Genomic DNA, 12,410 nt, shown 5'->3' on the forward strand with positions numbered 1-12,410 from the left:
CATGACTGCCTATATCTATGATGGCCTCCGTTCACCTTTCGGCCGCCACGCCGGCGCCCTGGCCAGCGTGCGTCCCGATGACCTGCTGGCCGAAGTCATTCGCGCTGTGGTCACCCGCAACCCCTTCGAGGGTCAGGACTACGAAGACGTGGTCATGGGCAACACCAACCAGGCCGGTGAAGACGCGCGCAACGTCGCCCGTCATGCCGGCCTGCTGGCCGGTCTGCCGCAGGAAGTCGCCGGCGTTACCGTCAACCGCCTGTGCGGTTCCGGTCTGGCGGCCATTCTCGACGCCGCCCGTGCGGTCAAGACCGGTGAAGGCGACCTGTTCGTAGCCGGTGGTGTGGAAAGCATGAGCCGCGCGCCCTTCGTTATCGCCAAGAGCGAAAGCGCCTACAGCCGCGACTTCCGCGCCTTCGACAGCACCATCGGCGCGCGTTTCCCGAACCCCAGGGTCGAGAAGCAGTACGGCGATGACACCATGCCGCAGACCGCCGACAACGTCGCTGCCGATCTGGGCATCACCCGTGAGGAAGCCGACACCTACGCTGCTCGCAGCCAGGCGCTGTACGAGAAGGCTCGCGCCGACGGTTTCTTCGCCGAAGAGATCCACCCGATCGAGGTTTCCCAGGGTCGCAAGAAGCCGGCCAAGGTGATTGATCAGGACGAACATCCGCGCCCGAGCAGCGATCTGGCTGCCCTGTCCGGTCTGCGCCCGCTGTTTGAGGGCGGCGTGGTTACCGCAGGCAACGCGTCTGGCGTCAACGACGGCGCCGCTGCGCTGATCATCGGCAGCGAAGCCATTGGTCAGAAGTACGGCATCAAGCCGCGCGCCCGCATCCTGGCCGGCGCCGTGTCCGGTGTTGCGCCGCGCGTCATGGGCCTGGGTCCGGTCGAAGCCTGCAAGAAGGCACTGAGCCGCGCCGGCCTGACGCTGGATGACATGGACGTGATCGAGATCAACGAGGCCTTCGCTTCCCAGGTCCTCGGCTGCGCCAAGCAGCTGGGTATCGCCTTCGACGACCCGCGCCTGAACCCGAACGGCGGGGCCATCGCAGTCGGCCACCCACTCGGCGCCTCCGGCGCACGCCTGACCCTGACCGCCCTGCGCCAGCTGGAGCGCACCGGCAAGCGTTACGCACTGGTCAGCCTGTGTATCGGCCTGGGCCAGGGTGTGGCAGCGGTGATCGAGCGCGTTTAACGCGCTCGCGGAGCTACAAGCTACAAGCTACAAGCTACAAGCTGAGAACCCCTGCCTCGTCCTGGTTTGGGTTTTAGCTTGCGGCTTGAAGCTTGCGGCTTGAAGCTGATAGCTTCTACCCCTCATTCCCTGTCAGCGACCCCTTGCATGCAGCTCAACTCCAGCAGCCCCTTTGAATGGCTCGGTTCCGCCATCGGCAGCGTCGTCCGCGTTGTTATCGACAGCCTGATCTGGCTGTTTACCATGCTGAGCAATGCCAGCTCCGATTTCATCAACGGCTTTTCCCGTGCCCTGGGCGTCAACAGCAACCTGTTGAGCATCGCCGCGGTGATTCTCGGCCTGTTTTTGATCTACACCGGCGTGCGGGCCTTTATCCGCCGCAAGATCGTACTGGGGATCATCTGGGTCCTGCTCGGGCTCTGGCTATTGAGCGCCCTGATCAATTGACACGCGCTTGTCGGCAGACCGGTGCATAGTAGTATTTCGGTAGTTTTCGGCTAAAAATCTGAGGAGAACACCATGGGATTCGCATTTTCCAATGAACTGGAGCTGACCAGCAGCGCCTTCGCCAACAACGGCGCGATCGCTGCCAGGCACACCGGCGACGACGTTGACGTATCTCCCGCCCTGAGCTGGAAGAACGCACCGGCGGGTACCAAATCCTTTGCCGTCATCTGTCACGATCCGGATGCCCCGCTGATTTCCGCCAACGGCACCTACGGCTTTGTGCACTGGGTGCTGTACAACATTCCGGCCAGCGTCAGCGAACTCGCCGAAGGCTGCGCCGACTACACCCAGGGTGTGAACAACTTTGGCAACAGCGGCTACAACGGTCCGCTGCCGCCGGAAGGTCACGGCCAGCACAAGTACTATTTCTGGATCATCGCGCTGGACGCCGAGCTGAATCTGCCGGCCGGTCTGACCCTGTGGCAACTGCTCGAGAAGATCGAGCCACACGCTACCGCGATGAACCGCCTGATTGGCACCTATCAGCGCGGCTAACTCCTCTGTTGCGGCACCTGCAATGGGTGCCGCAACGCTGCCAGAGAGTCGTACCGAATCACCTCCCGCCCCGCTTCTCCCCGGTCGATAGCAACGGATTCACAGCATCAAGCTTGCTGGTCTGCGCATTCAACAGCGGCCTATTATGACCATCATATTCAATCGTTCCCGCCGTAACGGAATCCCGCAGATGACCGAAGCAACCCCTCACAACCATGCCTTTGACCGTGCCATTGCGCTGACCGCGGCTGGCCCCAACCTGTTCAAGGGCAACGTCGACGACAGTTTTCAGAACATGGTCGGGCCATTCGGCGGCGTGACCGCAGCCATCCTGCTCAACGGCGCCTTGCAGCACCCGGAACGCATCGGCGAGCCGATCTCGCTGACCATCAACTTTGCCGGCCCGGTCCAGCTCGGCGACTTCGAGCTGGAAGCCATCCCCCTGCGCACTAACCGCTCGACCCAACACTGGCTGCTGCTGCAGAAACAGAACGGCGAAGTTGTCACCAGCGGTACCGCCTGCTTCGCCACCCGCCGAGAGACCTGGTCCGAACAGCAGCACGACATGCCTGCAGCACCGGCCGCTGACAGCCTGCCGCGGGTGGAACGTGGCGAGCGCAACTGGTTTCGAAACTATGATTTCCGTTACGTTTCAGGCCTGTTTGACCCCAACCGCAGTGACGGCAACCCAGAGGACGCCCACAGCGAAACCCTGCTGTGGACCCGAGATAATCCGCCCCGGCCGCTGGACTTCGCGTCACTGACCGCGCTGGGTGACGTATTTGCGCCACGGATTTTCCACCGCCGTCAGCGCTTTACTCCCGCCGGCACGGTGTCGCTGACCCATTACTTCCACGCCGATACCGATCAACTGGCACGCGCGGGCGATCGCCACCTGCTTGGCCACGCCCGAGCGACGCGTATGCACAACAATTATTCGGATCAGGTCGCGCACCTGTGGAGCGATGACGGCCAGCTACTGCTGACCACCACCCAGGTGGCGTATTTCAAGGAGTGACCCACAAGGATCGCCCCCAAGCGTAGGGGCACAGCGTGCTGTGCCCGTGTGGTCAGCACGCTATCTCGTGGGCGGGTATCGTTCCGTGCAATCTTGACCTCGGGCACGGCACGCCGTGCCCCGGGATGGCGCTACTCTCGAATGCTGCGCCCCGCTGGTTCAGCCCAGCAGACCGACAAACGCCTCACGCAGCGGCGCATTCAAAAGCGCACGGGTCTCGCGGTAGGCGCGACGATCCAGCCCCGCCAGCTGACGGGTTTTGGCGCGGGCGCGCTCAAGCAGCTGCTCCGCCGGCTGCAGCTCGTCGAAGAAACCGGCTTCCAGCGCGCCGGCCGCGGCAAAGACCTCCGCCTGCAGCACACAGCGGTTTAGCCACTGCGGCGACAGCCGGGCCCGCGCCTGGAGCATGGCCCCGTCCGGCATGGTCATTCCGATAGCCACCTCATTCAGCGACACCCGGTAATCACCTTCGGTACCCAGGCGATAGTCCGCGAGCAGCAGCATAAAGGCGGCCTTGGCCATGGCATGACCGGTAGCAGCAATCACCACTGGCGCAGGATAGTCGAGCAGCGCCAGCGTCAGCCGGTCACCGGCTGCGCGCATGGCATCACAGGCCGGCCCACCAGCATCGATCAGCTTGCGGTCATAGCCGCCGCTGAACACGCCGGGACGGCCGCTGATCAACAGCGCGGCGTCCGCCTCCGCCGCCTTGGCAATGGCCGCGAGCAACTGTTCCAGCATGCTTTCCGAGAGCGCGTTGACCTTGCCGTCGTCCAACCGGATTTCGGCAATGCCATCGGCAATGGTCAGCTGCAGCGGCGCGCTCACGCCTTGGCCTCACCGCGCGCTTCGTCGCGCAGCACCCGGCGCAGCAGCTTGCCGACGGTCGACTTGGGCAGGTCGTCACGAATCTCGACATGCTTGGGAATCTTGTAGCCGGTCAGGTTCTCGCGGCAGTGGGCGATGATGGCCGCTTCATCCAGAGTCGCATCGTTGAGGCTGACAAATATCTTGATCGCCTCGCCGGTCCGTTCGTCCGGCACGCCGACGGCTACACACTCGCGAATGCTGGCATGACGCATGACCGCGTCTTCAACATCGTTGGGATAGACATTGAAGCCGGAGACCAGAATCATGTCCTTCTTGCGGTCCACCAGCTTCAGGAAGCCCTCCTCGTCCAGCAGGCCAACGTCGCCGGTCTTCAGCCAGCCGTCTTCGGTAAAGGTTGCGGCCGTCTCATCCGGACGGTGCCAGTAGCCCTGCATCACCTGCGGCCCCTTGATCAGCACTTCGCCCGGCTCACCACGCGGTGTTTCCTTACCGTCGTCATCTACGGTCTTGACCCAGGTATCGATTACCGGCTGACCGATAAAACCTTCCTTGTAAGGGGTCTTCGAGGTCGAGGCGACCACCACAGGAGAGGTTTCGGTCAGGCCGTAACCTTCACGCACCACACTGCCGGTGCGCTCCTGCCAGCGGCGGGCGATCTCGGTGTTCAGCGGCGCACCGCCGGAGTTGACCCACTTCAGCCGGCTGAAGTCGACACTGTCGAAGTCCGGGTGATTCATCAGCGATACAAACAGCGAGTTGATACCGGTCAGCAAGGTGAACGGATGGCGTTTCAGGTCGGCGATCATGCCATCGAGATCACGCGGATTGGTGATCAGAATGGTATGGAACCCGGTGAACACCGAGGCGATGCAGTTCGCGGTGAAGGCGAAGATATGGTACAGCGGCAACGGCGAGACTCGCACCTCACCGCCATAAGTCACGTCGCCTTCCTTCAGAATGCTGACTGCCTGCAGCACGTTACAGAGAATATTGCGGTGGGTCAGCATTGCGCCCTTGGAGACACCGGTAGTACCGCCGGTGTACTGCAGCAGCGCCAGGTCGTCCAGTTCGCGATCGATAGTCACCGGGGCCAGCTCGTCACCCAGACGCAGCGCCTGCATAAAGCGCACTTCATCGGCGGCACTCGCGTCGTACTGCGGGTTGCTGAAGTCATCCATACTGGTGACGATCAGCGTTTCGATCTCGGTCTCGTCCTGGATCTTGCGCACCAGCGGGATCAACTTGTCGAGTACCACCACCGCACGGGCGCCGGAGTCGGCGAACTGGTGGCGGGTTTCGTAGGGGGTGTACTGGGGGTTGGTGTTGACGATCACCAGGCCGGCGCGCAGCGCGCCGAAGATAGCAATGGTGTATTGCAGCAGGTTGGGCAACTGAATGGCCAGGCGGTCACCCGGCTGCAGGCCGGCATGCTGACGCAGGTAGCGAGCAAAGGCATCGGCCCTGCCACGAAGCTGGTTAAAGGTCAGAGTGTCGGCACCGCAGGAGAACGCAGGCTGGTCGCCATAACGACGGCAGGATTGGTCAAGAATATCGAAGATCGTGGTGTGACCCAGCTCTGCCAGTTGTGCGCTGACGGCGTAATGCTCAGGAGTAGACATCTCAGCCTCTTGTTTTTGAACTATTGTTTTGCACTGCGAAATGAAATACCAAAAAGATGCTATTCTATTCGAGGCAGGCTGTGCAATGATCGAGACAGTCGGCATTGCCCCCGGTAACAAAACAGCAACAGAGTGTCAGTGTGTCACTGTGCAGAACCATTGATCGTGATATCGTTCCGCGCTCTGACCATAACAATAAAAGAAAGCATCAAATCACATTCGGCCGCACCCTCCGATGGGCCACAAGGTATACAACCCAATGAAAGATGAGTTGGAAGCAACAGTAAAGGAATCCCCTGCCAAGGACCGCAAGTTCGTCGAAGCACTCTCTCGTGGGTTGGACGTGTTACGCGCCTTCAGTCAGGGCTCGGTGGTCATGGGCAATCAGGACATCGCCCGCATCACCGGGCTGCCCAAGCCGACCGTGTCGCGCATGACCTATACCCTGACCAAGCTCGGCTATTTGAGCTACTCAACCCAGCTGGAAAAATACCAGCTCGACTCCGGGGTGCTGGCACTGGGATATGCCTATGTGTCCAACCTGCGGGTACGCCAGCTCGCCAAGCCCTATCTCGACGAATTCGCCCGCAACACCAATACCTCGGTCGGCCTGACCTGCCGAGATCGTCTGTCGATGATCTACGTCGAAAACTGCCGCCCGTCGGAATCCACCTCGCTGCGCATGGATGTGGGTGAACGCCTGCCGCTGGCCACCACCGCCGCCGGCCGGGCCTACCTTGCAGCCATGAAGGAAGACGAGCGCAGCCACCTGCTCGATGCCATCCAGGCGCGCAACCCGGATACCTGGCCCGAACTGCAGGCCTCCCTGCAACGCAGCTTTGACGAGTATAAGCAGCACGGCTTTTGTCTGTCGCTCGGCGACTGGGACCGCAACGTCAACGCCGCCGGCGTCCCCCTGCACCTGCAGGACGGCAGCCTGATGGTCCTGACCTGCGGCGCACCCTCCTACCTGGTGTCCGAAGAGCGGGTCAAAAACCAGCTCGCCCACCAACTCGCCATGCTGGCGCGGGATATCGAGCGGCTTGGGGTTTGACCCCAGCTTCAAGCTTCAAGCGGCAAGAAAAACCCGGACCTGTGTGAGCCGGGTTTTTTGTGCCCACCTGAAACAACGTCTTCCCCGGTTCGGGGTTCGAGGTTCGGGGTTCGGGGTTCGGGGTTCGGGGTTCGGGGTTCGGGGTTCGGGGTTCGGGGTTCGGGGTTCGCTTGAAGCTTGAAGCTTGCAGCTTGCAGCTGTGATGAATCCAGCGGTCGCTAGCGACCGCTGGATTCATCACCTTAACTAATAAACCGCCATTTCCCCCACCGGGGGCATCGACAAGCGGTTTTATTTTTTGTATTTTGCCTAGCGAAACGCGGTTTCACTATTTCGCATAGTGAAACGCCATCCCCAATCCTGACGGAGGTCAAGCATGTCGGACGTGGTCACTCTGGAGCGCAAAGGCGCCATCGCGGTCATCACCGTGAACAACCCACCGGTCAATGCGCTGGGTATTGCCGTGCGTGAAGGTCTGCAGCAAAGCTTCAACGCTGCCGAAGCCGATCCGGACGTAAAGGCAATCGTACTGGTCTGTGAAGGCATGACCTTCATGGCCGGCGCGGACATCAAGGAATTCGGCAAGCCGCCGAAGGAGCCGAGCCTGCCTGAAGTCGTCAACGGTATCGAAGCGGGCAGCAAGCCGAGCGTTGCGGTCATCCACGGCACCGCGCTGGGTGGCGGTCTGGAAGTCGCCGTCAGCTGCCATTACCGCATCGCCGTCAAGAGCGCTAAGGTCGGTCTGCCGGAAGTCAAACTCGGCCTGCTGCCGGGTGCCGGCGGCACCCAGCGTCTGCCGCGCCTGGTTGGCGTAGCCAAGGCACTGGACATGATCGTCAGCGGCAACCCGATCGGTGCCGCGGAAGCACACGACCTGGGCGTGATCGACGAACTGGTTGAAGGCGATCTTACCGCTGCCGGTATCGCTTTCGCCGAGAAGCTGCTGGCCGAAGGCAAGGGCCCGCGCCGCACCGGCGAGCGTACCGACAAACTGGAAGGCGTCGACAACGCCGCAGCCGTCGCTGCCAAGCGCGCCGAGATCGAGAAGAAGATACCCGGCCTGTTCTCGCCCCAGCGCTGCGTCTCTGCCGTTGAAGCCGCCTTCGCTCTGCCGCTGGCCGAGGGCCTGAAGCGCGAGCGCGAGCTGTTCGCCGAGTGTCTGGTGTCGCCGCAGCGCGCCGCCCTGGTTCACGCCTTCTTCTCCGAGCGTCAGGCCTCCAAGATCAACGATCTGCCGAAGGATACCCCGGTGCGCGACATCAAGTCCGCCGCGGTCATCGGCGGCGGCACCATGGGTGTTGGCATCGCCATCTGCTTTGCCAACGCCGGCATCCCGGTCAAGATCCTGGAAATCAGCAGCGAAGCACGCGACAAGGCACTGGAGCGCGCCCGCGACACCTACGGCATGAGCGTCAAGCGCGGCAGCCTGACCCAGGACGCGCTGGAAAAGCGCATGAGCCTGATCAGCGGTGTAACCGATTACGCTGACCTGTCGGACGTCGACGTGGTTGTCGAAGCCGTCTTTGAAGACATGGGCGTCAAGCAGAAAGTCTTCGAAGCACTGGACGCCAACTGCAAGCCGGGCGCCATTCTGGCTTCCAACACCAGCTCGCTGGATCTGAACCAGATCGCCCAGTTCACCAAGCGCCCGGAAGACGTGGTTGGCCTGCACTTCTTCAGTCCGGCCAACGTCATGCGTCTGCTGGAAGTCGTGCGCGGCGAGAAAACCAGCTTCGAAGTACTGGCTACGGCCATGGCAATCGGCAAGAAACTGAAGAAAGTCTCTGTCCCGGTTGGGGTTTGCGACGGCTTCGTCGGTAACCGCATGGTGTTCCAGTACGGTCGCGAGTCCGAGTTCCTGCTGGAGGAAGGCGGCACGCCGGAGCAGATCGACGGCGCCCTGCGCAAGTTCGGTCTGGCCATGGGCCCGTTCGCCATGCGCGATCTGTCCGGTCTGGACATCGGTCTGGCCATTCGCAACCGTCAGCGTCAAACCCTGCCGGCCGAATTCAAGCTGCCGACGGTACTCGACAAGATGGCCGAAGCCGGCCTGCTCGGCCAGAAGACCGGCAAAGGCTTCTATGTCTACGAGAAGGGCTCGCGTACTCCGCTGCCGAACCCCGAGCTGCCGGCCATCATGGAAGCCGCCTCGAAGGAACAGGGCATTGAGCGCCGAGAGCTGAGCGATGAGTACATCATCGAGCGCACCATCTATGCGCTGATCAACGAAGGTGCCAAGATCCTGGAAGAAGGCATTGCCCAGCGCGCCAGCGACATCGACGTCATCTACCTGAACGGCTACGGCTTCCCGGCCCACCAGGGTGGCCCGATGTTCTATGCTGACGCGATCGGCCTGGATCGCGTGTACGCCCGCATCTGCGAGTTTCACGAGCAACACGGCGCCTGGTGGAAACCGGCCGCCCTGCTGGAAAAACTGGCCAAGGAAGGGCGCAAGTTCGCCGATCTGTGATGAATCAGCGCGACCGGTGACGATACCGGTCGCCAGATACCCGTATTACAACGAGGACACAAAATGGAAATCCATTACTCCCCCGAACAGCTCGCCTTCCGCGACGAAGTGCGTGAATTCCTCAAGCAGGAACTGCCTGCCGACATCGCTGCCAAGGTCAAACTGGGCAAGCACCTGCACAAGGCCGACCACGAGCGCTGGCAGAAAATTCTGTCCAAGCGTGGCTGGTACGCGCCGGGCTGGCCGGTCGAGCACGGCGGCACCACCTGGGGCCCGATCGAGAAGCACATCTTTGACGAAGAGTCCGCCGCCTTCGGCGCACCGCGTCTGGTGCCGTTCGGCGTCAACATGGTTGCCCCGGTAATCATCAAGTTCGGTACCGAAGAGCAGAAAGCCAAGTACCTGCCGCGTATCCTCGACGGCACCGACTGGTGGTGTCAGGGTTACTCCGAGCCGGGCGCCGGTTCCGATCTGGCCTCGCTGAAGACCCGCGCCGTGCGCGATGGCGACTACTACATCGTCAACGGTCAGAAGACCTGGACCACTCTGGGCCAGCACGCCAACTGGATCTTCTGCCTGGTGCGCACCGATCCGGAAGCCCAGCAGCAGCGCGGTATCTCCTTCCTGCTGATCGACATGGCCACCCCGGGTATCACCGTGCGTCCGATCATCACCCTGGACGGCGATCACGAAGTCAACGAAGTCTTCTTTGACGACGTCAAGGTTCCGGTTGAGAACCTGGTCGGCGAAGAGAACAAGGGCTGGACCTGCGCCAAGTACCTGCTGACCCACGAGCGTACCGGCCTGGCAGGTATCGGCGCATCCAAGGCCGCGCTGACCAACCTCAAGCGCATCGCCTCCAAGCAGCAGAAGAACGGCAAGCCGCTGATCGAAGACGCCCTGTTCCGCAGCCAGATCGCGGAAGTGGAAATGTCGCTGATGGCCGCCGAAATGAGCACCCTGCGCATCGTCGCAGCCGCCTCCGAAGGTGGCGTACCGGGCTCGGAAAGCTCCATCCTGAAAGTACAGGGCACCGAAATCCGCCAGGCCATCACGCACCTGATGCGCAAGGCACTGGGCCCGTACGCGCTGCCCTTCCTGCCGGAAGAGCTGGACCTGGACTTCGATGGCGAAATGCTGGTCGACGACTACGCTGCCTCCCCGGCTTCGCAGTACTTCAACATGCGCAAACTGTCGATCTTCGGCGGATCCAACGAGATCCAGAAGAACATCGTCTCGAAAATGATTCTTGAGCTCTGAGGAGGCTGACCGTGGATTTCAAACTGACTGAAGAGCAGCAGATGCTGCAGGAAACCGCAGAACGCCTGGTTCGCGACGTTTACGACTTTGAAAGCCGCAAGGCATTCAGCGAGAGCGAAGCCGGCTTCAGCACTGCATTCTGGCAACAGCTGGGTGAGCTGGGCCTGACCGCCATTCCCTTCTCCGAGGAGCTGGGCGGTTTCGGCGGCACCGGCGTTGAGACCATGCTGATCATGGAACAGCTGGGCAAGGGCATCTGCCTGGAACCCTACATGGAATCGGTCATTCTGGCCGGTGGCCTGATCGGCCAGCTGGGCAGCGACGCCCAGAAAGAAGAGCTGCTGGGCGGCATCGCCACCGGCGAACTGCAGGCTGCGGTTGCGCTGGACGAGCTGAACAGTCACTACGATCTGGCCAACGTCACCACCACGGCTTCCGAGCAGGGCGGCGAGTGGGTCCTGAACGGCCGCAAGGGCGTGGTGATCGGCGGTCAGACTGCCGGCAAGATCCTGGTTTCTGCCCGTACCGCAGGTAACAACCGCGACGAACAGGGCATCAGCCTGTTCGTGATCGACCCGAGCGCAGCCGGCGTTACCCGCCGCGTCTACGCCACCGTCGACGGCCGCAAGGCGTGCGAACTGTTCCTCGACAACGTCCAGGGCGAGCTGCTGGGCGAAGCCGGCAACGCCTATGACGCCATTCGCTACCAGAGCGGCCGCGCCATCGCTGCCCTGTGTGCCGAAGCGGTCGGCGCCATGCGCACCGCCTGCGACCTGACCCTGGAATACCTGAAGACCCGCAAGCAGTTCGGCGTGCCGATCGGCAAGTTCCAGGTTCTGCAGCACCGCATGGTCGACATGATCAGCGAGCTGGAGCGCGCCACCTCCATGGCGATCCTGGCAGCCTGCCTGGCTGACGACGAAGACAGCGCCGAGCGCAGTGCCAAGCTGGCCGCCGCCAAGTTCGTCATCAACCGCGCTGGCCGTTATGTCGCCGAACAGTGCATCCAGCTGCATGGCGGTATCGCCATGACCTGGGAATACAACGGTGCTCACTACGCCAAGCGTCTGGTCATGATCAGCCACCAGTTCGGTGATGACGACCACCACCTGGAAGCCTATGCTGCGCAACTGAGCGTCGCGTAAGTTCCTTCCGGACAGCCGGGCTGGCGTCAATCGGTCGCCAGCCCGGCATTTTTGTCCAGCAAAGCGACAATTTGCACTTTCGGGCGCTCACTCTGCCCGGTATCCTATGCAGCCCTTTTAATGTCATGCGCCCGCGGGCGTCTCAAGACTTGTGGAGGACTAACGTCCATGAAAATCCTCGTTGCCGTTAAGCGCGTGGTTGATTACAACGTCAAGGTTCGCGTCAAGGCCGATAACTCCGGTGTTGACCTGGCCAACGTCAAGATGTCGATGAACCCCTTCTGCGAAATCGCCGTGGAAGAAGCAGTACGTCTGAAAGAAAAAGGCGTTGCTACCGAGATCGTCGCTGTCACTGTCGGCCCGACCGCCGCCCAGGAACAACTGCGTACCGCGCTGGCACTGGGTGCTGACCGCGCCGTTCTGGTCGAGTCCGCCGACGAGCTGAGCTCGCTGGCTATCGCCAAGGCGCTGAAAGCCGTTGTTGATAAAGAGCAGCCGCAGCTGGTCATCCTCGGCAAGCAGGCTATCGATTCCGACAACAACCAGACCGGCCAGATGCTGGCTGCGCTGTCCGGCTACGCTCAGGGCACCTTCGCCTCTGAAGTCGCTGTTGACGGCGACAGCGTCAAGGTCACCCGCGAAATCGACGGCGGTCTGCAGACCGTTGCGCTGAAGCTGCCGGCCATCGTTACCACTGACCTGCGTCTGAACGAGCCGCGCTACGCGTCGCTGCCGAACATCATGAAGGCCAAGAAGAAGCCGCTGGAAGTCGTCAAGCCGGAAGATCTGGGCGTGAGCACCGCATCGACC

At 61.9% G+C, this 12,410-nt stretch carries 11 protein-coding genes; 9 read left to right on the plus strand and 2 right to left on the minus strand.

Annotated features, from left to right (window positions below; all coding sequences use genetic code 11):
* Position 1 precedes the first annotated feature (1 nt).
* The 4 genes from AC13EY_RS18230 (at position 2) to AC13EY_RS18245 (ending at position 3,221) form a co-directional block, all read left to right on the plus strand.
* Positions 2 to 1,201: a 3-oxoadipyl-CoA thiolase gene (locus AC13EY_RS18230; protein WP_228247137.1), complete on the plus strand. Its 1,200-nt coding sequence runs from the start codon at positions 2 to 4 to the stop codon at positions 1,199 to 1,201.
* Between the two features lie 147 nt (positions 1,202 to 1,348).
* Entirely contained in the window at positions 1,349 to 1,648 is a 300-nt protein-coding gene (locus tag AC13EY_RS18235; protein ID WP_088275973.1) for a hypothetical protein, read from the plus strand.
* Between the two features lie 72 nt (positions 1,649 to 1,720).
* Positions 1,721 to 2,203: a YbhB/YbcL family Raf kinase inhibitor-like protein gene (locus tag AC13EY_RS18240; RefSeq protein WP_228247138.1), complete on the plus strand. Its 483-nt coding sequence runs from the start codon at positions 1,721 to 1,723 to the stop codon at positions 2,201 to 2,203.
* A gap of 190 nt (positions 2,204 to 2,393) precedes the next feature.
* Positions 2,394 to 3,221: an acyl-CoA thioesterase gene (locus AC13EY_RS18245; RefSeq protein ID WP_228247139.1), complete on the plus strand. Its 828-nt coding sequence runs from the start codon at positions 2,394 to 2,396 to the stop codon at positions 3,219 to 3,221.
* A 159-nt stretch (positions 3,222 to 3,380) separates the two neighbouring features.
* Here the strand turns inward: AC13EY_RS18245 and AC13EY_RS18250 are convergent, their stop codons facing one another.
* Positions 3,381 to 4,049: a crotonase/enoyl-CoA hydratase family protein gene (locus AC13EY_RS18250; RefSeq protein WP_228247140.1), complete on the minus strand. Its 669-nt coding sequence runs from the start codon at positions 4,047 to 4,049 to the stop codon at positions 3,381 to 3,383.
* The gene (locus AC13EY_RS18255) at positions 4,046 to 5,671 is read right to left on the minus strand and encodes an AMP-binding protein (RefSeq protein ID WP_228247141.1); all 1,626 of its coding nucleotides are present in this window, start codon (positions 5,669 to 5,671) and stop codon (positions 4,046 to 4,048) included. Before AC13EY_RS18255 ends, AC13EY_RS18250 begins: the two co-directional genes overlap by 4 nt.
* A gap of 259 nt (positions 5,672 to 5,930) precedes the next feature.
* On the opposite strand from AC13EY_RS18255, the gene AC13EY_RS18260 reads away from it, so the two are divergent.
* The 5 genes from AC13EY_RS18260 to AC13EY_RS18280 all read left to right on the plus strand — a co-directional run.
* Positions 5,931 to 6,725 carry an IclR family transcriptional regulator gene (locus tag AC13EY_RS18260; protein ID WP_228247142.1) on the plus strand — a complete coding sequence of 265 codons (795 nt, stop codon included), beginning with the start codon at positions 5,931 to 5,933 and terminating at the stop codon, positions 6,723 to 6,725.
* A gap of 376 nt (positions 6,726 to 7,101) precedes the next feature.
* Positions 7,102 to 9,195 carry a 3-hydroxyacyl-CoA dehydrogenase NAD-binding domain-containing protein gene (locus tag AC13EY_RS18265; RefSeq protein ID WP_228245921.1) on the plus strand — a complete coding sequence of 698 codons (2,094 nt, stop codon included), beginning with the start codon at positions 7,102 to 7,104 and terminating at the stop codon, positions 9,193 to 9,195.
* Between the two features lie 63 nt (positions 9,196 to 9,258).
* On the plus strand, positions 9,259 to 10,455 hold the full coding sequence (locus AC13EY_RS18270) for an acyl-CoA dehydrogenase family protein (protein ID WP_088275962.1): 1,197 nt from the start codon (positions 9,259 to 9,261) through the stop codon (positions 10,453 to 10,455).
* A gap of 11 nt (positions 10,456 to 10,466) precedes the next feature.
* A complete protein-coding gene (locus tag AC13EY_RS18275; protein ID WP_228245922.1) occupies positions 10,467 to 11,600 on the plus strand; it encodes an acyl-CoA dehydrogenase family protein in 1,134 nt (377 codons plus the stop codon).
* A gap of 168 nt (positions 11,601 to 11,768) precedes the next feature.
* Positions 11,769 to 12,410 (plus strand): electron transfer flavoprotein subunit beta/FixA family protein (locus AC13EY_RS18280; RefSeq protein WP_482890430.1); only part of this gene is annotated, 642 nt, incomplete at its 3' end.

It is taken from the genome of Halopseudomonas sp. L-58, from assembly GCF_056859475.1.